The 23277-nt window shown below is 58.0% G+C and carries 28 protein-coding genes; 18 read left to right on the forward strand and 10 right to left on the reverse strand.

Annotated features, from left to right (window positions below):
- The first annotated feature begins 261 nt into the window (after positions 1–261).
- Entirely contained in the window at positions 262–723 is a 462-nt protein-coding gene (locus tag GOX66_RS00135; RefSeq protein WP_170758414.1) for a hypothetical protein, read from the forward strand.
- 47 nt (positions 724–770) lie between these two features.
- Here GOX66_RS00135 and GOX66_RS00140 read toward each other — a convergent pair whose 3' ends face one another.
- Together GOX66_RS00140 and GOX66_RS00145 are read right to left on the reverse strand one after the other, a co-directional pair.
- Positions 771–1394: a class I SAM-dependent methyltransferase gene (locus GOX66_RS00140; RefSeq protein ID WP_237212393.1), complete on the reverse strand. Its 624-nt coding sequence runs from the start codon at positions 1392–1394 to the stop codon at positions 771–773.
- Between the two features lie 74 nt (positions 1395–1468).
- Entirely contained in the window at positions 1469–2593 is a 1125-nt protein-coding gene (locus GOX66_RS00145) for a beta-ketoacyl-ACP synthase III (protein WP_170758416.1), read from the reverse strand.
- 168 nt (positions 2594–2761) lie between these two features.
- Here GOX66_RS00145 and GOX66_RS00150 point away from each other — a divergent pair, with 168 nt between their 5' ends.
- From GOX66_RS00150 to GOX66_RS00160, 3 genes are read left to right on the forward strand one after another with little or no spacing between them, the layout of a single operon-like run.
- Positions 2762–3229 (forward strand): MarR family winged helix-turn-helix transcriptional regulator, encoded by a 468-nt coding sequence (locus GOX66_RS00150; protein WP_170758418.1) that lies wholly within the window; start codon positions 2762–2764, stop codon positions 3227–3229.
- Positions 3226–4263, forward strand: coding sequence for an efflux RND transporter periplasmic adaptor subunit (locus GOX66_RS00155; RefSeq protein WP_170758420.1), 1038 nt, complete (start codon positions 3226–3228; stop codon positions 4261–4263). The genes GOX66_RS00150 and GOX66_RS00155 overlap by 4 nt, the downstream gene beginning before the upstream one ends.
- 11 nt (positions 4264–4274) lie before the next feature.
- On the forward strand, positions 4275–7316 hold the full coding sequence (locus GOX66_RS00160; RefSeq protein WP_170758422.1) for an efflux RND transporter permease subunit: 3042 nt from the start codon (positions 4275–4277) through the stop codon (positions 7314–7316).
- A gap of 19 nt (positions 7317–7335) precedes the next feature.
- Here GOX66_RS00160 and GOX66_RS00165 read toward each other — a convergent pair whose 3' ends face one another.
- A complete protein-coding gene (locus GOX66_RS00165) occupies positions 7336–7746 on the reverse strand; it encodes a VOC family protein (protein WP_170758424.1) in 411 nt (136 codons plus the stop codon).
- Between the two features lie 296 nt (positions 7747–8042).
- Positions 8043–11387, reverse strand: coding sequence for a carbamoyl-phosphate synthase large subunit (gene carB, locus GOX66_RS00170; RefSeq protein ID WP_170758431.1), 3345 nt, complete (start codon positions 11385–11387; stop codon positions 8043–8045).
- A 176-nt stretch (positions 11388–11563) separates the two neighbouring features.
- On the opposite strand from carB, the gene GOX66_RS00175 reads away from it, so the two are divergent.
- From GOX66_RS00175 to aspS, 4 genes are all read left to right on the forward strand, one after another.
- Positions 11564–12691, forward strand: coding sequence for an aminodeoxychorismate synthase component I (locus GOX66_RS00175; protein WP_170758433.1), 1128 nt, complete (start codon positions 11564–11566; stop codon positions 12689–12691).
- The gene (locus GOX66_RS00180) at positions 12646–13293 is read left to right on the forward strand and encodes an aminotransferase class IV family protein (protein ID WP_170758435.1); all 648 of its coding nucleotides are present in this window, start codon (positions 12646–12648) and stop codon (positions 13291–13293) included. The genes GOX66_RS00175 and GOX66_RS00180 overlap by 46 nt, the downstream gene beginning before the upstream one ends.
- A complete protein-coding gene (locus tag GOX66_RS00185; RefSeq protein WP_170758437.1) occupies positions 13290–13961 on the forward strand; it encodes a CPBP family glutamic-type intramembrane protease in 672 nt (223 codons plus the stop codon). The genes GOX66_RS00180 and GOX66_RS00185 overlap by 4 nt, the downstream gene beginning before the upstream one ends.
- Before the next feature lie 79 nt (positions 13962–14040).
- Positions 14041–15816 carry an aspartate--tRNA ligase gene (gene aspS, locus GOX66_RS00190; protein WP_170758439.1) on the forward strand — a complete coding sequence of 592 codons (1776 nt, stop codon included), beginning with the start codon at positions 14041–14043 and terminating at the stop codon, positions 15814–15816.
- A gap of 262 nt (positions 15817–16078) precedes the next feature.
- Here the strand turns inward: aspS and GOX66_RS00195 are convergent, their stop codons facing one another.
- Positions 16079–16795 (reverse strand): response regulator, encoded by a 717-nt coding sequence (locus GOX66_RS00195; protein ID WP_170758441.1) that lies wholly within the window; start codon positions 16793–16795, stop codon positions 16079–16081.
- 134 nt (positions 16796–16929) lie between these two features.
- On the opposite strand from GOX66_RS00195, the gene mce reads away from it, so the two are divergent.
- Together mce and GOX66_RS00205 are read left to right on the forward strand one after the other, a co-directional pair.
- On the forward strand, positions 16930–17334 hold the full coding sequence (gene mce / locus GOX66_RS00200) for a methylmalonyl-CoA epimerase (protein WP_170452613.1): 405 nt from the start codon (positions 16930–16932) through the stop codon (positions 17332–17334).
- A 21-nt stretch (positions 17335–17355) separates the two neighbouring features.
- Complete coding sequence (locus tag GOX66_RS00205; protein WP_170758443.1) at positions 17356–17631, forward strand: DUF1467 family protein; 276 nt, start codon at positions 17356–17358, stop codon at positions 17629–17631.
- Between the two features lie 3 nt (positions 17632–17634).
- Here the strand turns inward: GOX66_RS00205 and GOX66_RS00210 are convergent, their stop codons facing one another.
- Positions 17635–18333 (reverse strand): EI24 domain-containing protein, encoded by a 699-nt coding sequence (locus tag GOX66_RS00210; RefSeq protein WP_170758445.1) that lies wholly within the window; start codon positions 18331–18333, stop codon positions 17635–17637.
- Positions 18330–18908: a nitroreductase family protein gene (locus tag GOX66_RS00215; RefSeq protein WP_170758447.1), complete on the reverse strand. Its 579-nt coding sequence runs from the start codon at positions 18906–18908 to the stop codon at positions 18330–18332. Before GOX66_RS00215 ends, GOX66_RS00210 begins: the two co-directional genes overlap by 4 nt.
- Positions 18909–19043: 135 nt before the next feature.
- Here GOX66_RS00215 and GOX66_RS00220 point away from each other — a divergent pair, with 135 nt between their 5' ends.
- Entirely contained in the window at positions 19044–19319 is a 276-nt protein-coding gene (locus GOX66_RS00220; protein WP_170758449.1) for a DUF167 domain-containing protein, read from the forward strand.
- Here the strand turns inward: GOX66_RS00220 and GOX66_RS00225 are convergent.
- Positions 19307–19555, reverse strand: coding sequence for a hypothetical protein (locus GOX66_RS00225; protein ID WP_170758451.1), 249 nt, complete (start codon positions 19553–19555; stop codon positions 19307–19309). The two genes, GOX66_RS00220 and GOX66_RS00225, sit on opposite strands and share 13 nt — an antisense overlap.
- Before the next feature lie 121 nt (positions 19556–19676).
- Between GOX66_RS00225 and GOX66_RS00230 the strand changes: the two genes are divergently transcribed.
- The 5 genes from GOX66_RS00230 (at position 19677) to GOX66_RS00250 (ending at position 21616) form a co-directional block, all read left to right on the forward strand.
- Complete coding sequence (locus GOX66_RS00230; protein ID WP_170758453.1) at positions 19677–20384, forward strand: M48 family metallopeptidase; 708 nt, start codon at positions 19677–19679, stop codon at positions 20382–20384.
- Positions 20381–20749 carry a YigZ family protein gene (locus GOX66_RS00235; protein ID WP_170758455.1) on the forward strand — a complete coding sequence of 123 codons (369 nt, stop codon included), beginning with the start codon at positions 20381–20383 and terminating at the stop codon, positions 20747–20749. Before GOX66_RS00230 ends, GOX66_RS00235 begins: the two co-directional genes overlap by 4 nt.
- Positions 20750–20819: 70 nt before the next feature.
- Positions 20820–21071 (forward strand): DUF6455 family protein, encoded by a 252-nt coding sequence (locus tag GOX66_RS00240; protein ID WP_170758457.1) that lies wholly within the window; start codon positions 20820–20822, stop codon positions 21069–21071.
- Between the two features lie 15 nt (positions 21072–21086).
- Positions 21087–21356 (forward strand): DUF6455 family protein, encoded by a 270-nt coding sequence (locus tag GOX66_RS00245; RefSeq protein ID WP_170758459.1) that lies wholly within the window; start codon positions 21087–21089, stop codon positions 21354–21356.
- Positions 21356–21616 (forward strand): DUF6455 family protein, encoded by a 261-nt coding sequence (locus GOX66_RS00250; protein ID WP_170758461.1) that lies wholly within the window; start codon positions 21356–21358, stop codon positions 21614–21616. The genes GOX66_RS00245 and GOX66_RS00250 overlap by 1 nt, the downstream gene beginning before the upstream one ends.
- Here GOX66_RS00250 and GOX66_RS00255 read toward each other — a convergent pair whose 3' ends face one another.
- Positions 21617–21859, reverse strand: a complete 243-nt coding sequence (locus tag GOX66_RS00255) for a CDGSH iron-sulfur domain-containing protein (RefSeq protein WP_170758463.1) — start codon at positions 21857–21859, stop codon at positions 21617–21619. It lies immediately after the preceding gene.
- 229 nt (positions 21860–22088) lie between these two features.
- Here GOX66_RS00255 and GOX66_RS00260 point away from each other — a divergent pair, with 229 nt between their 5' ends.
- Together GOX66_RS00260 and GOX66_RS00265 are read left to right on the forward strand one after the other, a co-directional pair.
- Positions 22089–22277 carry a hypothetical protein gene (locus GOX66_RS00260; RefSeq protein WP_170758465.1) on the forward strand — a complete coding sequence of 63 codons (189 nt, stop codon included), beginning with the start codon at positions 22089–22091 and terminating at the stop codon, positions 22275–22277.
- A 134-nt stretch (positions 22278–22411) separates the two neighbouring features.
- The gene (locus tag GOX66_RS00265; protein ID WP_170758467.1) at positions 22412–22768 is read left to right on the forward strand and encodes a diacylglycerol kinase; all 357 of its coding nucleotides are present in this window, start codon (positions 22412–22414) and stop codon (positions 22766–22768) included.
- 16 nt (positions 22769–22784) lie between these two features.
- Here the strand turns inward: GOX66_RS00265 and GOX66_RS00270 are convergent, their stop codons facing one another.
- The gene (locus GOX66_RS00270) at positions 22785–23222 is read right to left on the reverse strand and encodes a hypothetical protein (protein ID WP_170758469.1); all 438 of its coding nucleotides are present in this window, start codon (positions 23220–23222) and stop codon (positions 22785–22787) included.
- Between the last annotated feature and the right edge of the window lie 55 nt (positions 23223–23277).

A 23277-nucleotide genomic window follows, 5' to 3' on the forward strand; every position in this document is an offset into this window, starting at 1 on the left:
GCTCAAAGGGGATGGATCCCCCGCGTCAACAACAGCGACACCGTCGGCCAACATGCGGCCCACACATAACGAGGCTAAAATAGCGCCCCGCAGACACTCATTACCGGCCGGAACGGCCGCCACTCACTCACAAAACCCCCGCATATCTGAGGGATAGTCAATGTATGACATTTCAATTATGAATCGAGTATGGGAAATTTCTTTTCCCTTTCCCCCATAATGGCAGATGTTGTGGGTGAGGCAGGCAGCAAAGGTAATATTATGGCAGATATCGGGGCCTATCTGAAAAAGCACACGGAAGCGTTGGTTAAGGACGTTGGAATCGAATCCGCTTGCGAGATCACCGGCAAGTCCAAGGCGACGCTGGGCCGATACTATTCTGACAACGCTGAACATACTGACCGGTTCATGCCGGTGGATGCCGTAGCCCGGCTAGAGGCAGTGTCGAACTTCCCGCACGTTACCTCGGCACTGGCCGATCTCAAGAATATCACCCTATCTTACGACGGCCGCAACGACGACAGCCCGCGCACCGGAGGGGTGAATTCGGACGTCATCGCGCTGAGCCAGCGGTTCGCGATGCTGATGACCGAATACCAGGCCGCCATCGAAGACGGCATCATCACAGTGAACGAGGCCAAACGCCTGTTGAAGGAAACCAGCTTGCTGCAACAGGTGCTGATCGAGATGAAGCTGCATCTGGAAGAAGAAAGCGTGAGCTGAGGCAGGCTAAACTGTGGTCCGATTCCAGTTGACTTGTCAGGATGCGCTCAGTTTTTTCGAATGGCCACTATGCCAAGGCTCGTCCGCGACGGTGGACCGGAGGGGAAGGAATAGGTTCGCTCCAAATTAAACCCTGCTGTTTGCAGCAACGCCGTGATTTCATTCTCGCTAAAAGTGCGGTGCCGCCATTGGAGCCAGATAATGGCATTGCACCAATGTGGTTTCGAAACAACTAGATGCAGTCGACCGCCGGGGCACAAAAGGTCCCGAACTTGCGTTAATGCGACCAGAGGATCGTCGCAGTGCTCAATGACATGGGCGGCCAATGCCACATCGGCCGGTTCTAGGGTGGTATCACCCAACATGGCAGGAACCAGGTGCGGCTCGACTTCGCGCGCGCGAAGGGCGGATTGGCCACGTTCGAGCATTGCAGCACTGGGATCAAGAAGGGTTAATTTTCTCGGGGATCCATAGATTGCAACCCAAGCTTCCGCGAAAGAGCCGGTACCCGCTCCAATGTCGATGACGTGTACCTCTGGAGACGGCCGCGATCGGGGGGCGGACAGAAAGCCGAGATATCCTTCGTAATACCCCAGGGCACGCATCTTGTCCCGCCATCTGGGAGCGGCGGTTTCGTAGCGGGATGTGATATTTGCAGTCGAATTCGCCATTAGGTGTTGCTTGCCACACCTGGGCTCTCAATTCTAGCCGATGGGAACGACCGGTTCGCGGGCGAACTGCCATTTCACCCGTGCCGCTGCACGATCACCGATCCGACCGAGTACCCCGCTCCGAAAGAACAGATCAACCCAACATCTCCGTCCGTCAGGTCGTCGGAATACTTGGAAAACGCGATAATGGACCCGGCTGAGGATGTGTTGGCGTAATCCTGCAGGATGTTGGGTTGTTCGTCCGGCTCAGGCTCGCGCCCCAGAACCTTTTTTCCGATGAAGTCGTTCATCGTCTTGTTGGCCTGATGCAGCCACAGGCGTTTCAGGTCACCGCTCTCCACACCTTCGGATTTCATATGATCGGCGATGTGCTTACTGACCATGGGCAGCACTTCTTTGAACACTTTTCGCCCGTTCTGTGTGAACTGCATGTCACGCCGGTCAACAACGCCGTCCGGGCGCGAGCGGCGCAGAAAACCGTTATTATTACGGATGTTGTTGGAAAAGGACGTGGCGCAACGGGTCGAGAGAATCTCGAAATGTGGGCCCGCCGCATCCTCGATCCGTTCGATCAGCGTGGCGGTGGCGACGTCTCCGAAAATGAAGTGGCAGTCCCGGTCGCGCCATTCCAGATGGCCCGAGCAAATCTCGGGGTTCACCACCAGCGCCGACCGAACCGAGCCCGAGCGGACCATGTCAGCCGCCGCCTGAATACCGAACGTAGCTGACGAGCAGGCGACGTTCATGTCGAACCCGAAGCCATCAATCCCAAGCGCCTGCTGAATTTCGATTGCAATCGCGGGATAGGCGCGTTCGTGGTTTGAGGCGGCGCAGATGACCAGATCAACATCTTCGGCATTTCGCCCGGCTTGGGCCAGCGCCTTGTTGCAGGCGTCCACGGCCATCTCGGTCATGATCCCCGGTTCATCATCGCCGCGTTGGCGCAGCAGGGGGTGCATCACGTCCGGGTTCAGTACACCGGATTTGTCCATCACATAGCGGTTCTCGATACCCGATGCTTTGAGGATGAACTCTTCGGACGAATGCTGCATCGGCTCCATTTCACCGCCTGCAATCGCGTCGGCATTCTCGGCGTTCTTCTTGTCGGCATAAGCGTTGAAGGCGGCGACAAGCTCGGCGTTTGTAATGACGTTTTCGGGCGTAAAAACACCGGTACCGGTGATTGCGGGGGTATACATAGCAGGTCCTGGACGTTTCGAATTCGCATAAAATGCAGTCACGGCAGACTTTGATCAAGGGATGGTGACCTAACGGAATATACTGGTTTCACTCAAATTGAGCTTCACATCTTGAATAGTTCGAAAAGTGAAGTATATGACCCGTCTGGACGCGCGCGGAGAATCTTCATGCAAGACGACATCAACACCAGACTTAGTCGCCTTAGCCCCGAAATTCAGTCGATCATGGGTGTGTATGCCCTTTACTGGAAACTGGAAGAGACGTTCGATTGTATGGAATCGGACCTGAGCCACCCGGAATGCCACATGCTGATCAAGCTCGATCAACCCAAGCGCATGGGTGTACTGGCTGCGGATATGCTGAGCGTTCCATCGACCATCACTGCTACAGCGGATGGCCTGGAAAAGGCCGGGTATCTGACTCGCGAACGCGACCCCGAAGACCGCCGCGCCTGGCTGCTGGTTCTGACAGAGCAAGGTGAAGAAACACGCAATATGCTGGTGTCCGAAGCCGGAGAACTGTTTCACCGCGCCTCGGGCCTGAATGCGGAAGAAACTGCTGAATTCGCGCGTCTGGCACGCAAAATCCGTGACAACATTCTTAAAACGGGAATTCCCGAGGGACTGACGAAATGAAACTCCTCACTGTTCTGAGCGCATCTCTGATCGCGCTGGCGACCTTGGCTGTGGCGCAAGACACGGCCAAACCGGTCAAACTGATGCTGGTACAGGAATCCACGCCGGGGTTTTCACGCCAGTTTTTTGGTCGGGTTGCCGCGCGACAGACGGTCGATCTGGCATTTCAGGTATCCGGTCAGATCGTCGAGATGCCGGTGACCGAAGGCTTTGTGATACCAAAGGGCGAGTTGATCGCGCAGCTGGATCAGGAACCGTTCCAGCGTCGCTATGACCGGGCGGTTCTGCAAAAGGATCAGGCTGACCGTACCGTGGCTCGGCTGTCGCGATTGCGGGGTACAACCGCCAGTCAGGTGGCCGTGGATGACGCGGAAACCGAAGCGCAGCTGGCCGATATTGCCGTAAGGGACGCGGAATACGATCTGGAACACGCCACCCTGACCGCGCCGTTCGATGCGCTTGTCTCCAGCCGAGCGGTCGAGGCTTTCACAACGATATCAGCAGGGGCTCCTATCGTGCGTCTCCACGACATGTCCGAACTGCGGATCGAAGTCGATGTGCCTGAAATTCTGTTTCAGCGGTCATCTCAGGAAGATGACATCTCGATTACCGCAAAGTTCCCTACCAGTGACGAGGTCTTCCCCCTGCAATTCCGCGAATTCGACGCCGAGAGTTCGACCGTCGGGCAGACTTTCCGCATCCAGTTTGGCCTGACCCCACCTGAGGGGTTGCAAATCCTGCCGGGATCTTCGGTGACCGTAAACGTTCAGGTACAAGACCACGAAAGCGGTATCGTTGTTCCGGCCACAGCCATCGTTCCTGATACCACAGGTGCGCTGGGCATCATGGTATTTTCGCCGGTGGGCGCCGACGAAGGCACCGTACGCCGCGTTGCGGTCAGTATTGAGCCGACGCAGACCGGCGATGTCCGGGTGCTGACCGGATTGTCGGATGGTGATGAAATCGTCGTCGCCGGTGGCGCTGCTCTGACCGATGGTCAGGCCGTAAGCCGATTTGCCGGCTTCGCGAACTGAGGGGCTGTCAGATGAACATCGCACGCGCCTCTATTGATCGGCCGATCTATACGTGGCTGATAATTCTATTGGCCCTCTTTGGCGGTATCTGGGGTTTCCTGTCGCTGGGCCGTCTGGAAGATCCGGCCTTCACCATCAAGAACGCCGTCATCGCCACTCAATATCCCGGTGCGACGGCGGAACAGGTGGCCCTGGAAGTGTCCGAACCGCTGGAATCCGCCATCCAGCAAATGGGCGAGGTCGACAAGATCACCTCGGTCAATCAGCCTGGGTTCTCGCTGATCGAGGTTGAGATCAAATCCACCTATGACGGCACAGAACTGCCCGAAATATGGACCAAACTACGTGCCAAAGTGCGTGATGCCGCCCGGGCATTGCCTTCGGGGGTTGGCCAGCCATTCGTCAATGACGGGTTCGGCGATGTATTCGGACTGTTCTATGCTGTAACTGCCGAAGGGTTCTCGGACGCCGAAAAACACGAGCTGGCAACATTCCTGCGACGTGAGCTGCTGACGGTCGAAGGCGTGGCGGATGTCGAAGTCATGGGCCTGCCGGAAGAGGCGATCTTTATCGAGCCCGAACTGGCCATCACCGTGAACCAGAACGTGCCGATTCAGGCGATTAACGAAGCGATAGAAAATGCGGACTCGGTGAATGCGTCTGGCTCTGTCCGGTCGGATAATGACCGGACGACGATTCTGACGGCCGAGGGATCGGACAGCGTGTCCGCGATTGCCGGGCTGTCCGTGGGTTCTCAGGGGCAGGTCATCAACCTGTTCGACATGTCGGACGTATACCGGGGCCGTCAGACCGATCCCGATGTCATGATCCGTTTTAACGGGACCGAAGCGTTCACACTGGGCATCGCAGGGCTGTCGACCGAAAACATCGTCGAAGTCGGCAAGCGTGCCGATGCGAAATTTGCAGAACTGGATACTCAAATCCCATTCGGCGTGGATATCCTGCCGATCTACCAGCAGCACGTCGTGGTCGAGCAGGCATCGAACGACTTTCTGGTGAACCTCGCCTTGTCCGTGACCATCGTGGTTGTGGTATTGGCCGTCTTCATGGGCTGGCGCGCTGCGGTGGTTGTAGGCTCGACCCTGTTGCTGACCGTGGTGGGAACGTTGTTGTTCATGTCGCTGTTCTCGATCGAGATGGAGCGGATTTCGCTGGGCGCCCTGATCATCGCGATGGGAATGCTGGTCGACAACGCCATCGTGGTCGCCGAGGGCATGCAGATCGCCATGTTGCGGGGCAAAAACTCGCGCGATGCGGCGGATGAGGCGGCGTCCAAGACGCAGATCCCGCTGCTGGGGGCCACGGTCATCGGGATCATGGCCTTTGCCGGTATCGGTCTCAGCCCCGATGCGACGGGCGAGTTCCTGTTTTCGCTGTTCGCGGTGATCGGTATCTCGCTTTTGCTCAGCTGGGTTCTGGCGCTGACAGTGACGCCGATGTTGGGCCACTACTTTTTCAAGCAGGGCAAAGAGGGCGCGGTGGATGCCTATGGCGGGATCATGTTCCGTATCTATGGCCATATCCTGCGCGGGGCGCTGCGGTTCCGCTGGCTGGTGATTGTCGGGCTTGTGGGAATCACTGCGGCCTGTTTCGCAGGCTTTGGTCTCGTGAAACAGCAGTTCTTCCCGGACTCGAATACACCTTTGTTCTTTGTGCATTACAACCTTCCGCAGGGGACGCCGATCGCGCGCACTGCCGAGGACATGGCCGTGTTCGAAAACTGGCTGGCAGAACGCGACGATGTCGTGTCCGTCGCCACGTTCGTCGGGCAGGGCGCGACCCGGTTCCTGCTAACCTATTCGGCTGAAAAACCAAATCCCAGCTACGGGCACATGATCATCCGCACGGAAACGCTGGAGGATATCCCGGCGCTGAGGGCTGACTTAGAGGAATTCGGCGCAGCCCAGTTCCCCGAAGGTCAGTTCCGCACCAAACGGCTGATCTTTGGTCCCGGCGGCGGAGACCCAATCCAGGCGCGCTTCTCGGGCAGCGATCCGGTGATTTTGCGTCAACTGGCGGATGAGGCCGTGCAGAAGATGCGCGCCGCTTCACCAAATGCTCTGAACGTGTACCACGATTGGCGAGAGCAGGAGCTGGCGGTGCAGCCGATCTATGCAACCGAGCGGGCTCAGACGGCTGGCGTGACCCGCGAAGACATTGCCGCCACGCTGCAATTTTCGACAGACGGGATCACCGGCGGCATGTTCCGTGAACGAGATCGTCTGATCCCGATCATCCTACGCCGACCTGCAGACGGAGATTACTCGATTGTGGATCAGGTCGTGTTCTCGGATCAGTCGGAAAAGTTTGTACCGATTGAGCAAATGGTTGATGGGTTCGAGTACAAAGCGCTCAACACGCTGGTCCATCGTCGGAATCGCGTTCTGACCATCACGGTGGGCGCGGATATCCCGCCGGACATGACGGCGGCACAGGTGCATTCCGAAGTGCGTTCAGCCATTGAGGAGATGGACTTGCCTGCAGGCTATCGCATGGAATGGGGCGGAGAGTTTGAAAACGCTGGCGACGCGAATGAAAGCCTTGGGCGACAACTGCCGGTGAGCTTGCTGATCATGGTGTTGATTTCAGTGTTGATTTTCAACGCGATACGTCAGCCAATCATCATCTGGTTGCTGGTGCCGATGTCGGTGAACGGGGTGGTGATCGGTTTGCTGGGCACCGGTTTGCCCTTTACTTTCACGGCGTTGCTGGGGCTGCTCAGCCTATCCGGGATGCTGATCAAGAACGGCATTGTTCTGGTCGAAGAAATTGATCTGGTCCGCGCAACCGGAAAGGGTCTGCATGAGTCGATCATCGAGGCATCGGTTTCGCGTCTGCGCCCAGTCATGCTGGCCGCCATCACTACCATTCTGGGGATGGCACCGCTGCTGACGGACGCTTTCTTTCGGTCCATGGCGGTGACGATCATGGGCGGTCTGGCCTTTGCCACGATCCTGACAATGGTTGCCGCACCGGTGTTCTACATGGTGTTCTTCCAGCGGGAAGAAAAGCGCAAAGCCGCGTTGACCTGAAGGGCTCCGGGCGGCTGTTTCAGTCGCCCGGGTCGTCTACCGGATTATAGTGATAGTAGAAACAGGACAGCTTATTGCCGTCCGGGTCGCGAAGATAAGCGACGTAAAAATCAGGCGCATAATAACCCCGGACGCCCGGTTCGCCTTCGTCGGTACCGCCGTGCTCCAGACCTGTCGCGTGAAATCGCCTGACCTGCGCGGCGCTGTGGGCCGGGAAGGCAATCATAGCACCGTTGCCCGCACTGGCGGCCGCGCCGTTAAATGGTGTGCAGATCCAAAACCCGATTCCGGTTTCGGGCTCGGTGCCCCAACCTGCCCGATCGTCGGTCCAACCCGGAAGGCGCGGTTGGTCCAAAACGGAAAAGATCGCATCGTAGAACCGGATTGCCCGTGTCAGGTCATTGGTTCCGTATGTGGTGTAAAGCTGCAAGGCTCCCCCCGTTTGGTTTGGACCAGCATCTTGCGGTCAGCAAAAGCGTAGGGACAGCAAAAATACACCGATACTACCGGTGCCGAAAAATCTGGTCGATCAGGGCCGTGTCAGATCAGCGGGATCAACGGCACGTCACAGGCGGCAAGTGTCATGAGTGCGGCGAGAACCAATATCCTGCGCATTTGTTGTTCCTTCTGCTCTGTTTCAGAAAAGATGCGCGCCCGAGGACACGAGGTCAACGGGCGCGAAGGAATAGTGATATTTTGCGCGGGTTTAGGCTTGTTCCGAACGCTTCAACCTTGCAGGGACTTCACCTCGACATCCCCTTCGGCCTGCGCCTTGATCGCCAGCGCGGCAGCATGGCTGGCCGCGGCTGTGGTGAAGTAGGGGATCTTGTCATAGAGCGCGATGGAGCGGATCGACTTGCTGTCCTCGACCGCCTGTGCGCCCTCGGTAGTGTTCATCAACAGCTGAACCTGACCATCCTTGAGCATGTCGACCACGTCGGGGCGCCCTTCATACACCTTGTTCACCACATCGCAGGGAACACCGTGATCCGCCAGCCAGCTTTGCGTGCCGCGGGTCGCGACCAGAGTGAAACCCTGTTCGACCAGCACTTGCGCGGCTTCCAGCATGGCTGTGGTCTTGTCGGCATCCTTGATCGAGATGAAAGCGCGACCCGAAGACGGCAGAACCATACCCGCGCCCATCTGCGCCTTCAGGAAGGCACGCGGGAAGTCGCGGTCCCAGCCCATGACCTCACCGGTTGAGCGCATTTCCGGACCCAGGATAGTATCGACTCCGGGGAAACGAGCGAAAGGCAGCACGGCCTCTTTCACCGAGAACCACGGCATATTTGGGTCGGCCAGTGTCATCTGGTCGGCGATCTTGGTGTCCTGACCTTCTTTGTACGCGGGGCGCATCGGGAAGTTCGACAGTTTCTCTCCCGCCATGACGCGCGCAGCAATGGACGCAATCGCACTGTCTGTTGCCTTGGCGACAAACGGGACGGTGCGCGAGGCGCGCGGGTTCACTTCGATCAGGTAGATCTCATCGTCCTTGATCGCGAACTGCACGTTCATCAGACCAACAACATTCAGCGCCTTGGCCAGCTTGAAGGCCTGATCCTTGATCTGGTCGATGATCTCCTTCGACAGCGAATATGGCGGCAGCGAACAGGCAGAGTCGCCCGAGTGCACGCCGGCTTCTTCGATATGCTGCATGATGCCCGCGACGTGGACGTCGGTGCCGTCACAGAGCGCATCCACGTCCAGCTCAACCGCTCCGGCCAGATAGCTGTCCAGCAGCACGGGGCTGTCGCCCGAAACTACCACGGCCTCGTTGATGTAGCGTCTCAGGTGATCCATATCCCGCACGATCTCCATCGCGCGCCCACCCAGAACGTAGGAAGGGCGGATCACCAGTGGGAAGCCGATTTCCCCGGCAATTTCCAGCGCCTGTTCATCGGTCGAGGCAATGCCGTTTTTGGGCTGTTTCAAGCCCAATTCGTTAACCAGAGCCTGGAACCGCTCACGGTCTTCGGCAAGGTCGATGGCGTCGGGCGTGGTTCCCAGGATCGGAATTCCCTCGGCCTCAAGCGCGTTGGCAAGTTTCAGTGGAGTCTGGCCGCCGAACTGGACGATCACACCGTGCAGCGTGCCGTTTTCCTGTTCCTTCGTCAGGATTTCCATGACGTGTTCAAAGGTCAGCGGCTCAAAGTACAGACGGTCCGACGTGTCATAGTCGGTCGAAACTGTCTCGGGGTTGCAGTTGACCATGATGGTTTCATAGCCCGCGTCGGTTAGTGCGAAACAGGCATGACAGCAGCAATAGTCGAACTCGATGCCCTGACCGATGCGGTTCGGCCCACCACCGAGGATTACGACCTTCTTGCGGTCGCTCGGGCGCGCCTCGCATTCGACCTCACCCATCATCGGGGCCTCATAGGACGAGTACATATAAGGCGTCTGTGCCTCGAACTCAGCAGCGCAGGTGTCGATGCGTTTGAAAACCGCTTTGACGCCGAGATTGCGGCGTGCGCGGCGAACGTTGTCTTCGTCCTGACCGGTTAGTTTGCCCAGACGCGCGTCGGTAAAGCCCAGCATCTTGAGGGCGCGCAGGCCCTCTTGGGTCACCGGCAGGCCGTCCTTGCGTACCGCGCGTTCAGCTTCGATGATCTCGCGGATCCGTGCCAGGAACCACGGGTCGAACTTGGTGACGCCGAAGATTTCGTCATCGGTCAGGCCGTGACGCATCGCCTGCGCGATGGTGCGCAGACGGTCAGGGGTCTGCTGGCTGATCGCCTTGATCACGGCGGCCTTGTCGTCGGCCTCTTCCCAGACACCCACATTCAAACCGGGGATTTCAATTTCATCAAACCCGGTCAGGCCCGATTCCATCGAAGCCAGTGCCTTCTGCATTGATTCGTGGATGGTGCGGCCGATGGACATCGCCTCGCCCACCGACTTCATCGCGGTGGTCAGATAGGGTTCCGAGCCGGGGAATTTCTCGAACGCGAATTTCGGGATCTTGGTAACGACGTAGTCGATGGTCGGCTCGAACGAAGCCGGGGTCACCTTGGTGATGTCATTGTCCAGCTCGTCCAGCGTGTAGCCAATGGCCAGCTTGGCCGCGATTTTGGCAATCGGGAATCCGGTCGCCTTGGAGGCCAGAGCAGACGAGCGCGACACGCGCGGGTTCATTTCGATCACAACCATCCGGCCATCATCCGGATTGATCGCCCATTGCACGTTCGACCCGCCGGTCTCGACCCCGATCTCGCGCAGAACGGCAATCGAGCCATTGCGCATGATCTGGTATTCCTTGTCGGTTAGCGTCAGGGCCGGGGCCACGGTGATCGAGTCACCGGTGTGCACGCCCATCGGATCGATGTTTTCGATCGAGCAAACGATGATGGCGTTGTCAGCGGTGTCGCGCACCACCTCCATCTCGTATTCTTTCCATCCCAGCAGGCTTTCATCGACGAGGATCTGGTTCACCGGCGAGGCATCCATGCCCGAGCGGCAAAAATGGATATAATCCTCACGGTTATAAGCCACACCACCGCCGGTGCCACCCAGAGTAAACGCGGGGCGGATGATGGCGGGCAGACCGATTTCTTCCAGTTCATCCAAAGCCATCTGAACGCCCGCATCCAGATCGGTGGAACCGTCCTCGCGCTTGGGCGCTGTGATGATGGTCGCCTTGGGGTTCTCCAGACCCAGTCGGTCCATCGCCTCGCGGAACAGGGCGCGGTCCTCGGCCATTTCGATGGCATCCCGCTTGGCGCCGATCATCTCGACCCCGAACTTCTCAAGAACGCCCATCTCTTCCAGCGCAAGCGAAGTGTTCAGGCCGGTCTGACCGCCCATGGTAGGCAGCAGCGCGTCGGGGCGTTCTTTCTCGATGATTTTGGCGACAACCTCGGGGGTGATCGGTTCGATATAAGTGGCGTCGGCAAGCCCGGGGTCGGTCATGATCGTGGCCGGGTTTGAGTTCACCAGAATGACCCGGTATCCTTCCTCCCGCAGCGCCTTGCAGGCCTGAGCGCCGGAATAGTCGAACTCGCAAGCCTGGCCGATAACAATGGGGCCCGCCCCGATGATCATGATCGACTGGATGTCGGTTCTTCTCGGCATGGCCTTGTTCCTTCGATTGTCCGCGAGTCAGGGCACCCCCGAGCGCCCAAATTGTCCTGCGTTATAGGGACCGCGCGAAAAGGTTCAAGAGGTATCGGAAACGGGGATGAAATTGCCGCTTTCCCCTCTTTCCCTTGTCGCCGTATTCTCTATACCGCGCTGCACGGAAAAAGAGGATGCACTTGCGTATTCGTTTCGATCAGGGGCCGGCCGGGCCCGGAACCAGTTTCGACCGGCCAGCCGAAGTGATCCGCGCTGACTCAGCGGAGGACGTGCCCCAGGCGATGGCGGCGCTGGATGAGGCGCGCGCTGCGGGTGCATGGTTGGCAGGCTATGCCTGTTATGAGCTGGGCTACGCGCTGGAACCCCGCCTGTCGGACCGTATGCCAACCGGCCGACGACTGCCGTTGCTGTGTTTTGGTGTTTTCGACCAGCCTGCGCAGCGCGACCTTCCCCCAGCGGCCGGAGGTGTGAACCGGTTTGAGCCGCGCTGGGACGAAGCGCGGTACACTGGCGCCTTCCGGCAAGTTCACGATGCCATCGGGGCAGGGGACATCTATCAGGCCAACCTGACATTTCCGATTGACCTGACTGTGGAAGGCGACAGTACCGCGCTTTATGCCGCGTTGGCGGCAGGACAGCCGGTAGGCCACGGAGCGCTGGTTGAACAGGACGGCCTGCCAGATCTGCTCAGCCGCTCGCCCGAGCTGTTTTTTCGCACCGACGCGGATCGGGGTATCGAAACCCGGCCCATGAAGGGCACGCAGCCCCGCAGCGAAGACATGGCCGAGGATGCGCGCCGGCGCGCCTTTCTGTCGGTTGATGAAAAGAACCGGGCCGAAAACCTGATGATCGTCGACCTTCTGCGCAACGATATCAGCCGCATTGCGCTGGCCGGGTCGGTCAAAGTGCCGGAACTGTTCAAGGTCGAAACCTACGCGACTGTGCATCAAATGGTCTCGCTCGTGCAGGCGCAGCTGCATATGGGTGCGGGGTTGTCCGACATACTGACAGCATTGTTCCCCTGCGGTTCGATCACCGGAGCGCCCAAAATCCGCGCGATGGAAATCCTGGCTGATCTCGAACCCTGGCCTCGCGACATCTATTGCGGCGCAATTGGTTGGGCGGCCCCTGATGGACGGTCCGAGTTCAATGTGGCGATCCGCACGCTGATGGTCGAGAATGGTTCGGCCACGCTGAATGTTGGAGGTGGTGTTGTTTGGGACAGCACGGCCCCGTCCGAATATGAGGAAGCGTTATGGAAAGCCCGCTTTGCCCACCAGCTGACCCTGACTTCCGCCTGATCGAAACTCTGGCCTTTCGGCCGGGGCAGGGGTTTGTTCGGCGTGACAGGCATCTGGCCCGGATGGCGCGCTCGGCTGAGGCCTTTGGTCTTTCATTCGATGCGGAGCTGGCAACTGGCAAACTGGAAAAAGTGGCCGGACAATTACCGCTTCGTTGTCGGCTGACGCTGGCCACCGACGGCCAACTTGAGGTGACGACCGGGCCACTGGCCGATAATCCCCTGGTCTGGCGGGTTGCGATTGCTGATAGACGGTTGGATGCATCTGATGTTTGGCTGCAGCACAAAACAACGCGGCGCGCTGTTTATGACACCGCCCGGGCTTCGCTGCCGCAAGGGGTCGACGAATTGCTGTTCCTGAACGAACAGGGTGAGCTGTGTGAGGGCACAATCACCACCTTGTTTCTGGACAGGCGGGACGGGCGGCGCCTGACCCCGGATCTGTCCAGCGGATTGCTGCCCGGCATCCTGCGCGAAGAATTGCTGGAAAATAAACAAGTTGAGCAAACCGCCTTAACCCTGGCCGATCTGCTAAATGCGGAAAAAATCTATGTGGGGAATTCCTTGCGTGGTCTGATTCGGGCGGAGTTGGCGGTGCAGTGAGTAAGCAAAGCGATTGGGCGGAAAGGGCAGCACATCATCTGCGGCTGAGACTGGAATTCGGACTGTTCTTTATTGCCGTGCCGGTATTGATCGCCGTTTTCTTTCCGCCTGACTGGATGTTCCCGTCGCTCTTAACCTTTACGGCCATAGGTATTTTGTTGTTGCACTTAACACCGGGATTTGCGTGGGCTGAACTTCGCCACAACTGGCGCAACTGGTCGTGGGGTGAGCTTGCAGCGTTCACTTTCGCGATGGCGGTGTTTTGTTCGGCATTTGTGATGATGACGCGTCCGGGTGCCGCCTTTTCTTTGCTGCGCCACCGGCCCGAATTGCTTGCGGTGATCTTGTTAGCCTACCCGGTGCTGTCAGCCCTGCCGCAAGAGTTGTTGTTCCGGTCCCTTTTCTTTCGCCGCTATCACGCGATCCTACCCAACGGGCGGGCAGCTTATCTGTTGAACGCGGCGCTGTTTTCGCTGGCGCACCTCATGTACTGGAGCTGGATCGTCACCATCATGACCTTCGGCGGCGGGCTGCTGTTCACCTGGGCTTACCGCAAGCGGGGGTCATTTTTCTATGCGGTTCTGCTGCACGCGATTGCAGGCAACATCATCTTCGCGGCGGGGCTGGGCGTCTATTTCTACTCAGGCAACGTGCAAAGGCCGTTTTGACGGCGCGACCCGCCTTGACTTTCCAAGCCTGACAGGGTGTATCGGCGCGACGAATTCTGCGCCCGAAGGGATATTATCCATGCACGCCTATCGCAGCCACACCTGCGCCGCTCTGACCGCCGCCAATGTCGGTGAAACCGTCCGCCTGTCGGGTTGGGTGCATCGGGTCCGAGATCACGGCGGCGTGCTGTTCATCGACCTGCGCGACCATTTCGGTGTGACCCAGGTTCTGTGCGACGGCGACAGCGCCGCCTTTGTTGAGCTTGAGAAGGTGCGCTCTGAATGGTGTATCCGCATCGACGGTACCGTCAAAGCACGCGATCCCGAGCTGGTGAACCCGAAACTGCCCACCGGCGAGGTCGAAGTTTACGTGCGTGGGCTTGAGGTTCTGGGCGCGTCGGACGAACTGCCGCTGATGGTGTTCGGCGATCAGGAATACCCCGAGGAAACCCGCCTGCGCTATCGCTATCTGGACCTGCGCCGCGAAGCGATGCAGCAGAACATGACACTGCGCTCGGACGTCGTTGCCTCGATGCGCCGCCGCATGTGGGACAAGGGCTTCCGCGAGTATCAGACGCCGATCATCACTGCGTCCTCGCCTGAAGGCGCGCGCGATTTCCTAGTACCCTCGCGCCTGCACCCGGGCAAGTTCTACGCACTGCCGCAGGCGCCCCAGTTGTTCAAACAGCTGATCATGGTCTCAGGCTTCGACAAATACTTCCAGATCGCACCGTGCTTCCGTGACGAAGACCCGCGCGCTGACCGTTCGCCCACCGATTTCTACCAGCTTGACCTCGAGATGTCGTTTGTCGACCAGCAGGACGTGTTCGACACGATTCAGCCCGTTCTGGCCGGCGTGTTCGAAGAGTTCGGCGGTGGCCGCAAGGTTGATCAGGAGTGGCCGCAAATTTCCTACAAGGACTCGGCGCTGTGGTACGGCACCGATAAGCCCGACCTGCGCAACCCGATCAAGATGCAGGTGGTTTCGGATCATTTCCGCGGTTCCGGCTTTGCAATTTTCGCCAAACTGCTGGAGCAGGAAGGCACCGAAATTCGTGCCATCCCCGCGCCGACCGGGGGCAGCCGCAAGTTCTGTGACCGCATGAATGCCTTTGCTCAGAAAGAGGGTCTGCCCGGCATGGGCTACATCTTCTGGCGTGATCAGGGCGAGGGGATGGAGGCGGCAGGTCCGCTGGCCAAGAATATCGGACCTGAGCGGACCGAGGCGATCCGCCAACAACTGGGCCTGGGCGTTGGCGATGCGGCGTTCTTCCTGGGCGGCAAACCGAAAGCGTTTGAAAAAGTTGCCGGTAAAGCGCGCGATGTGATCGGTGAGGAACTGAACCTGACCGAGAAAGACCGTTTCGCCTTTGCATGGATCGTGGATTTCCCGATTTATGAGCAGGACGAAGAAACCGGCACGATCGACTTTGAGCACAACCCGTTCTCGATGCCGCAGGGCGGGATGGAAGCGCTGCAGGGTAACCCTCTGGACGTGCGTGGATATCAGTACGACCTGGCGTGTAACGGCTATGAACTGGTGTCTGGCGCGATCCGGAACCACAAGCCCGAGATCATGCTGAAAGCCTTTGAACTGGCAGGCTATGGTGCGGAGGAGGTCAAATCCCGCTTTGGCGCTCTGTTTAACGCCTTCCATTATGGCGCGCCGCCGCACGGGGGCTGTGCCGCGGGTATCGACCGGATCGTGATGCTACTGGCCGATGAGGCAAACATCCGCGAAGTCATGATGTTCCCGATGAACCAGCGTGCCGAAGACCTGATGATGGACGCTCCGTCCGATCCAACCTCGGATCAGTTGATGGAGTTGGGACTACGCATCATCCCGCAGGACTAATTCAAAAGCCCGTCGCATCCATTGCGGCGGGTTTTGTCTTTGGGCTGGCTAGGAATGCCCCTCTTCATAGCACGCTGAGCATACGGGTTGCGGCAATGCCTCTGCACGGGCCAAATGCCGGGCCCGATAGATTCCGAACACCTAGTCTTGCGGATCGCCCGTTGATCTTCGGTTAATGCGAATGTTGCGCGCCGTTGTACGGGTCTGATGATAGGCCCAGATGCAGAGTAACGTGGCGGTTGTAAAGTAGATCGTCGCCACCTCAGATTGCCTCGCGCTGTTCCAGTCGGGCCTGGACGATTCCGGCGACCTGAGCGGCCAGTGCGGTTACCGGCGTGCCTTCCGACCGCGATACAGCCAGCTTTTGCGCTGCATCCGCCAGAATTGTGTCATCGGCATCCCGGGCAACTCCGCGTAAAAACTGGGCCGCGTAGTCCAGCGTGCGGTGATCGTTTGGCCCGGCCAGTACATCCGCAATATGCGCCATGTCGTCCTGATAGGCCATCGGATCGGGACAAATGACTTCATCCCGGACCGCGTGCAGGCTGTTCGGACGGCGATCTTCGGGCAGGCTTTCCAGAATGAACCTCTGGAAACAGGAGAGCGATTTCAGTGGTTTGTCAAGAAAGTCGTCTGCTCCGGCCTTCAGGGCCACATCTTTCATGTAGTCGTCGCCGGACATGCCCAGAATGGCACCGATACGCGGAGTCGCATCGGTCAGTTCCGCGATCAGATCCGCGCCGGATCCGTCCGGCAGGCCCATATCCACAAGGATGACAGAGGGGCGGTAAATCTGCAGGTGCCGCCGTGCCGATTTCAGGCAGTCCGCGCGCCGAATGCGTGCACCACTGTGCAAACACATCAGCCGGATCGCGTCGCAGGCATAGCGGCTGTCTTCGACCACCAGAATGGTTTGACCCAGCAGAGGCCGTGTGGCCGTCGGCTGCGCGGAAGAGGCAAAGGGGCTCGAATCGTCCATGGCAGAACTCCTAGTCAGCAGATGCCTCACGCTAGGAAGTTCTGGCTAACACGGAGTTAACGGCAATTTGGCGCACTTGTTCTTTGGCCGAACTGCGCCCATAACCGCTGCAACGCAGAACAGAGGAGAGTTCCATGATTGGTCGCCTGAACCACGTCGCCATTGCCGTTCCCGATCTTGAGGCCGCATCCGAGCAGTACCGCAGTGCGCTGGGCGCCAAGGTGGGTGCTCCGCAGGACGAACCGGATCACGGCGTGACCGTTGTGTTCATCGAGCTGCCCAATACCAAGATCGAACTGCTGTACCCGCTGGGCGACGACAGCCCGATCAACGGATTTCTTGAAAAAAACCCGGCAGGCGGCATCCACCATGTCTGCTATGAGGTGGAAGATATCATAGCTGCCCGTGACCACCTGAAAGAATCCGGCGCCCGCGTTCTGGGCTCGGGCGAACCCAAGATCGGTGCGCATGGCAAACCGGTGCTGTTCCTGCATCCCAAGGATTTCAATGGCTGCCTGGTCGAGCTGGAGCAGGTGTAACCCTACCCCGGAGGGGACGAAATGACGATCACCGCCGCGCTGGTTCTTTTCGCCGTCATCTGGTTCATGACGCTGTTGGTCGTGCTGCCGATCCGCATCAAGACGCAGGGTGATCTGGGGGATATCGTTCCGGGCACCCATGCCGGTGCGCCGGAAGTGCATCACATGAAGAAGAAAATCTGGATCACCACCGGCATATCGGTGGTACTCTGGGCGATCATTGCCGGGATCATCATCTCGGGCGTGATCTCGGTGCGGGACTTCGACTGGTTGAACCAGCTGGAGCCACGGAACTAGCCGTCAGGGCGTTGGCCCTGACAGCCTGTGGTAGAGATGCGTGAAAGTGGCCGCCCCGATGATCGGGATCACAAGGTTAATCAGCGGCACCGACAGGGGTATGGCCATCAGGGTCCCCGCCAGCCAGATGGTTGCCGAATGTCTGGCACGCAGCTTGCGCGCACCTTCCCGCCCCAGTCGCCGCATGGCGGCCAGCGTGAAATATTCGCGGCCCAGCAAGAAACCGTTCATCGCCCAGAATATGAATGGAGCCAACGGCGTGAAAATCGCGTAGAGGATCAGCGCCAGAAGGTTGGCCACGATGAGCACGCCCAGAAAACCAAGCCCATCGCTCAGACCGTCGCTGAACGGAATACCGGGAACGGCAGGCAGGGTGGGGTAGTGCTTGTCCTCGACCGCCTGCGCGACCTCTTCTAGAAACATCGACGTGATTGCCGATGCAACCGGCACCATCAGGAACACGGGCAGGATCAACACCACAAAGATACCCGAGTAATTCAGCACGTCGTTCAGCCACGGCACCGCTCCGACGAAGGGCAGAGAAATCTCATTGCCGGACAATCGGTTGATCAACCAGATTGCCCCAGCGCAGGCCGCGACCAACAGCACAATTGTCAGACCAACACCGCGCAGTAGAACAGCGCGGAATTTCGGGTCTCCGATCTGACCGAGCGCGGCAAAAAACGCGTTCAGAATGATCATTCAGAAACCCACTCGGTCAATGTCGCCACGTCCGGGCGGGGTCGTTCCGGCGGGGCGGTGCCTTCGGTGGCAATGTGGATCAGACCCGCGACACGTTCGTTGTCCTGCAGCCCAAGCGCTTTGCGGCAGAAGTCCCGATCGTGCACCTGCCAGCCCGACAGCCAGTTCGCGCCCCAACCTGCTGCCAGAGCAGCGTTCACGAGGGCAAGGCAGACAGCCCCTGCGGAATAGGTCTGTTCAATCGCAGGGACTTTTTCCGAGGGCTTTTGCACCTCGATCACCGCAACGGCCAAATGGCCCATGTCAAACTGGCTGCGCGCCTTTGCAATATCTTCCGGGGGCTTGTCCAACTTAACCCCGCACTCCCGCGTCAATTCGGACATTCGCGGCATCGCACCTTTCTCAAGCACGACAAAGCGCCATGGTTCCAGCTTTCCGTGATCCGGGCTGCGGGCAGCGGCCCTCAATAGCGGCGACAGTTCCTCCCGCGTCGGAGCTGGCGCAATCAGTGTTTTCGCAGGGCGGGAGCGGCGTGATTGCAGAAATTCCAGGGCGGCCGGATTCTTCAAAGACATATGTTAACTTCCTTTACACGGGCAGTCTGTATCTGGTCGAGCATCTGGCGGTTTCAAGTGCAAACGGCTGGACGTGGCGGATCAATTTCATTCCATGGTCCGCCGCGCAAGAGTGATTGCGATCAGGAGGTAAAGATGGCCAAACCGAAACGACGTGATTTGCCAGATCTGAGCACCTACGCCAACTCTGGAGCCGCAATCTCAGTCAGGGTCACGCCAAAGGCGGCGAAAGACAGAATTGTCGTTGAAGATGGGGTCATCCGGATCAATGTCACCGCGGCACCGGAAAACGGTAAGGCGAACGAAGCCGTACGCAGTATCCTTGCCGCAGCAATGGGGGTCGCGCCATCCAAGCTGACCCTGAAACGGGGCCAGACCTCGCGCGACAAAGTGTTCGTCTATGCGTCCTGAGCCGGCGTTTCGCGGATTTGGTACACCCCTTCAGGCAGGTCCAGAGCGGCGGCCAGATCGCGTACCTGTTCTGGAGACAGGGTTATTTTCTGTATTTGGTCCGTGCGGGGGTCCAGCTGCTCAAGCGTCACACATTCGGCGAAGCTGTTGATGACGACATCCTCTTGCAAAGGCTTAGGGCCTTCGTCCACCAGAGTAATGACTGTCGAGTCGAATTCATGCTCAATCGAAAACATGGAGCCAGAGTGCAGGGCAAAGGGTCGCAATGCAAGCCGTTCAATCGCAATCAGCCTGTGGCGGTCCCGATATGCTCGCGCTATGGTTTATTAACGGGACCGCCGTTTCAAAGGAATATGTATGCGCCGTCTGACCTGTTTGTTGTTTCCTTTGGTGCTGGCGGCCTGCGGTGCCGACATTTTGCGTGTGCAAACCGCAACGGAATGGACGCAGGATTCCCCAGATTATCAGGTCGAGGCCCAGGCCTTTCGCGAAATAAGCCGGGCAGTGAGCAAAGAGGCCCGTGCAGAATGCCTGCGGCAGGCAAAAGTCCGCAATTGTGATTTCACCATTTTGGTCGATCTGAATCCACGAGCACCTGCCAACGCATTTCAGACATTGGATGACAAAGATCAGCCGGTGATCATTTTTACTTTGGCGATGATCAAGTCTGCGGAAAACGAGGATGAATTGGCCTTTGTTATGGGGCACGAGGCCGCTCATCACGTGTTAGGTCATATAGACCGGCAATCGCAAAGCGCGAAGGAAGGCGCTGTGATTTTTGGAGATTTGGGGAAACTGCACGGTGAAAGCGGGAAAGAACTCGAGCGCTCGCAAAAACTTGGGGCGGAAGTTGGCGTGCAGGTCAACGTAAAGGATTTTGAGTTGGAAGCGGATCAGTTGGGGACCATCATTACCCATAACGCCGGGTACAATCCTTTGATCGGAGCTAAGTACTTTAATCGTCTTTCGGATCCAAAAGACCAGTTTCTGGGAACGCACCCGCCCAACGCTCGGCGTGTTCAGATCGTCCTTGAAACTGCGAAGCAACTTGGGCTGACGCAATGATTTCCCTGACCCGGCTTGGTGTGATCCTGACGGATCGGGGATCGAAATATGCGGTGAGCGGTGCATCCGTCACCACCAGGACGGATGTCGATGCGGTCCTGGCTGAACTTAAATCAGAGAAGGCATACGCCAAAGCCACGCACAACACCTGGGCGGCGGTGCTGCCAACGGGCGCGCTCAAAGCCGATGACGGGGAAAGCGGGGCGGGAATGGTGATCCTGCGCATGTTGGAGCGTGCAGAACTTGAGAGCCACGTCGTAATTGTCACCCGTTGGTATGGCGGCAAAAAACTGGGCGGAGACCGATTTCGCCGGGTTCAGGACGCGACCCGAGCCTACCTGGACCACATCAGCGCGGGGCATTGACCTGAGTCAAAGGCCAGTGCGCCGGGTTGCGGTACCCTTTCTGAAACGTGCGAAAGGGAAAGGGTTTCCAATGCACAAGCGAGAGACACTGAAGCACCATGCCGCTCTGGTCGATCAGATGGCAACGAAGCTCGGGGTGGATCTGGAAAGTGCTGCGCTAAGCGGAGATATTTCGATCGACCAGATTTCCGACGCGGTCATTCGGTGTACGGACTGTCCAAACCCAGGCCATTGCCAGAACTTTCTGAACCACCCCCAGCCCGCAAGCCGAACCCCGGAATATTGCCGTAATCAGGAAATGCTCAGCAAATTAGCCCCTTAACCGGCGGAGTTTCAGATGCCGCATCTCGGAGAACTCATGACTCACCTTCGCCTTGTTCTGCGTATGGGGCGGGCGACCGGAACGGATGTCGTTGCTGCGCATCGGCAGGGGCACCTGACCCAGCAGGATTGGGCCGACATGATCCAAAATTGCCGGGGGTGCGAATGGGCAAATCAATGCCCGGATTGGCTGGACCAACACGAAACGGTACCCGGCGCTCCGCAACCCTGCAGAAACAGGAAACGGTTTGCGGCGCTCAAAGAAATGCAAGAACAGGTAGACTGATGACACAAGGTGTTTTGGGAGAGGTTGAAAAACACTTTTGGCTCACCCGTTCTGTCGCGCGATGCATGAATGTGTCGCTGTCCGAGGCGATGGCGGAAGACCGGCTTACGGCTGATCGCTATGCCGAATTGGTAACGCGATGCCGGGCTTCACATTGCAGCACGCAGTGCACAATCTGGCTGGCTGCACAACAGTCCGAGGCCCGATCAGCCCCGGATTTCTGCCCCAATGCAGACTTGTTGAATGCGTTGAAAGTGTAATCAAAGCTTGCCGTGAGAGCCGTCGCATAGCGGTGGCTTCCCAGTGTGTTTGCACCCACAGAAGAAGACTTTTTTGCTAGTTTCAGCCGTGTATTTCACCGGTTCAAACCCCGTGTCCTTATGAGATCCGTCGCAGAACGGTTGCCGCTTGGATTGGCCGCACGCACACCAGAAATAACTTTTCCCTTCTGTCACCTCGACCGGGTATGGCCCCTTTTGCGCGATGTTAGGACTGTCTGACATGTGGCTACTCCGTCTTTGGCTGATGTCCGCAGAATAGTTTAGGGCGATATCAATAAAAACGGTAGCAAATGCTCAAAAACCCGCTGTTCAGATCGGGTTACCAGCATGGTTCCGCCTCTATTCACGAAGGTGTGATTGATTTCGTTGCAAAAATACCATCGAGGCCGTAGTCTGGCGCCGGCCCCAAACTTTAGGGCAATATCAGAAAGTTAATAGAGGAATGACGGACATGAAACTTAAATTGGCTGCCGTTAGCGCAATTGCCCTTGTATTGGCTGCATGCTCGCAGCAAGAGGAGCCGACACCGGTTTACATCACGCCCGAGTATGACAAGTTTGGCTCACCGAGCTGCCCGGCGGGTACAGAGCTGGCGACAACCGAAGCGGGTCAGACTGTCTGTAACCCGGTTGCCCAGTAAGAATTCCGCGGGCGGCTCTCTGTTAAGCTGCCCGCACAATTCCAACCGAGATAGCCGCCCTCCAGGGCGGCTTTTTTCTTGCTTGCCGGTAGCTGTCCAGGTTTCTGTCTGTAGAACCGGAAAAACGAGGGTTCATGAGAAATTTCTTTATCCGCCTCCGGGATCGCACCCGTTGGAGCTGGCAAGGGTTAGCAGCCACATGGCACGAAGAATACTCTTTCCGCTCATGGGTTTGGGCAAATCTCTTCTCTGCCGCTCTGGCGGTTTGGTTGCCCCTGACCGATGGGATACGCGCCCTGATACTGGTCTTGGGTATTCTTGTGCTGGTAGCCGAGTTGTTTAACACCGCAATTGAGCGGGCGGTAGATCACACGTCGACCGAGCGTAGCGAACTGGCGGGTCAGGCCAAGGATGCAGCCAGTGCCGCCGTTGCTCTAACCGCTGTGGCGGCTGGGGTGGTGTGGATCATCGGACTTTTGAGTCTGCTCTGATCCAAGTGTTTTGGTCTTAGTAATTATGGCGCGAAAAACCGCGGCGGAAGTTTCGGTGCTGAATGCCGTAGCGCTGCGGAATGTAGTATGGAGAAGACAGTCTGTTGAAATGTCCAGGGGACGACCGATAGTGTCTTTTTACCGGCTTTACGTAATGCACCTTGGGTTTGGCTTTATGATAATAACCCTTAGGTTTGGCATTATAATAATAGGCCTTGGGCTTGGTATAATAATAGGCCTTGGGTTTGGCGTTGTAATGATAAACCCTGGGTGCATGATAGTATCGATTCACACGATGTGTACTGCGGTAATGCAAGCTCAGCGATTTTGAGTTTATGAAAATAAAGCTGCCTGAACTGACGCTGATATTGTCGGCGATTGCTGGAAACGCAAAAAGTTGAGCGGCAAAAACAGCAACCGCGCATTTCGTTGCAAAGGGGCGCAGATAAGACATTGGACCCTCCTTCTTCTGAACCGAAGTGCCCTGTCATCATCCGATAATTTCGCGC

The organism is Ruegeria lacuscaerulensis, from assembly GCF_013031245.1.
Classification (GTDB): domain Bacteria; phylum Pseudomonadota; class Alphaproteobacteria; order Rhodobacterales; family Rhodobacteraceae; genus Ruegeria; species Ruegeria lacuscaerulensis_C.

Excerpts from the sequence above, each read along its gene's own strand:
- GOX66_RS00135 (WP_170758414.1), top strand. The coding sequence starts at position 262 with ATGGCAGATATCGGGGCCTATCTGAAAAAGCACACGGAAGCGTTGGTT.
- GOX66_RS00140 (WP_237212393.1), bottom strand. The coding sequence starts at position 1,394 with ATGGCGAATTCGACTGCAAATATCACATCCCGCTACGAAACCGCCGCT.
- GOX66_RS00145 (WP_170758416.1), bottom strand. The coding sequence starts at position 2,593 with ATGTATACCCCCGCAATCACCGGTACCGGTGTTTTTACGCCCGAAAAC.
- GOX66_RS00150 (WP_170758418.1), top strand. The coding sequence starts at position 2,762 with ATGCAAGACGACATCAACACCAGACTTAGTCGCCTTAGCCCCGAAATT.
- GOX66_RS00155 (WP_170758420.1), top strand. The coding sequence starts at position 3,226 with ATGAAACTCCTCACTGTTCTGAGCGCATCTCTGATCGCGCTGGCGACC.
- GOX66_RS00160 (WP_170758422.1), top strand. The coding sequence starts at position 4,275 with ATGAACATCGCACGCGCCTCTATTGATCGGCCGATCTATACGTGGCTG.
- carB (WP_170758431.1), bottom strand. The coding sequence starts at position 11,387 with ATGCCGAGAAGAACCGACATCCAGTCGATCATGATCATCGGGGCGGGC.
- GOX66_RS00175 (WP_170758433.1), top strand. The coding sequence starts at position 11,564 with ATGCACTTGCGTATTCGTTTCGATCAGGGGCCGGCCGGGCCCGGAACC.
- GOX66_RS00180 (WP_170758435.1), top strand. The coding sequence starts at position 12,646 with ATGGAAAGCCCGCTTTGCCCACCAGCTGACCCTGACTTCCGCCTGATC.
- aspS (WP_170758439.1), top strand. The coding sequence starts at position 14,041 with ATGCACGCCTATCGCAGCCACACCTGCGCCGCTCTGACCGCCGCCAAT.
- GOX66_RS00195 (WP_170758441.1), bottom strand. The coding sequence starts at position 16,795 with ATGGACGATTCGAGCCCCTTTGCCTCTTCCGCGCAGCCGACGGCCACA.
- mce (WP_170452613.1), top strand. The coding sequence starts at position 16,930 with ATGATTGGTCGCCTGAACCACGTCGCCATTGCCGTTCCCGATCTTGAG.
- GOX66_RS00205 (WP_170758443.1), top strand. The coding sequence starts at position 17,356 with ATGACGATCACCGCCGCGCTGGTTCTTTTCGCCGTCATCTGGTTCATG.
- GOX66_RS00210 (WP_170758445.1), bottom strand. The coding sequence starts at position 18,333 with ATGATCATTCTGAACGCGTTTTTTGCCGCGCTCGGTCAGATCGGAGAC.
- GOX66_RS00215 (WP_170758447.1), bottom strand. The coding sequence starts at position 18,908 with ATGTCTTTGAAGAATCCGGCCGCCCTGGAATTTCTGCAATCACGCCGC.
- GOX66_RS00220 (WP_170758449.1), top strand. The coding sequence starts at position 19,044 with ATGGCCAAACCGAAACGACGTGATTTGCCAGATCTGAGCACCTACGCC.
- GOX66_RS00225 (WP_170758451.1), bottom strand. The coding sequence starts at position 19,555 with ATGTTTTCGATTGAGCATGAATTCGACTCGACAGTCATTACTCTGGTG.
- GOX66_RS00230 (WP_170758453.1), top strand. The coding sequence starts at position 19,677 with ATGCGCCGTCTGACCTGTTTGTTGTTTCCTTTGGTGCTGGCGGCCTGC.
- GOX66_RS00235 (WP_170758455.1), top strand. The coding sequence starts at position 20,381 with ATGATTTCCCTGACCCGGCTTGGTGTGATCCTGACGGATCGGGGATCG.
- GOX66_RS00240 (WP_170758457.1), top strand. The coding sequence starts at position 20,820 with ATGCACAAGCGAGAGACACTGAAGCACCATGCCGCTCTGGTCGATCAG.
- GOX66_RS00245 (WP_170758459.1), top strand. The coding sequence starts at position 21,087 with ATGCCGCATCTCGGAGAACTCATGACTCACCTTCGCCTTGTTCTGCGT.
- GOX66_RS00250 (WP_170758461.1), top strand. The coding sequence starts at position 21,356 with ATGACACAAGGTGTTTTGGGAGAGGTTGAAAAACACTTTTGGCTCACC.
- GOX66_RS00255 (WP_170758463.1), bottom strand. The coding sequence starts at position 21,859 with ATGTCAGACAGTCCTAACATCGCGCAAAAGGGGCCATACCCGGTCGAG.
- GOX66_RS00260 (WP_170758465.1), top strand. The coding sequence starts at position 22,089 with ATGAAACTTAAATTGGCTGCCGTTAGCGCAATTGCCCTTGTATTGGCT.
- GOX66_RS00265 (WP_170758467.1), top strand. The coding sequence starts at position 22,412 with ATGAGAAATTTCTTTATCCGCCTCCGGGATCGCACCCGTTGGAGCTGG.
- GOX66_RS00270 (WP_170758469.1), bottom strand. The coding sequence starts at position 23,222 with ATGTCTTATCTGCGCCCCTTTGCAACGAAATGCGCGGTTGCTGTTTTT.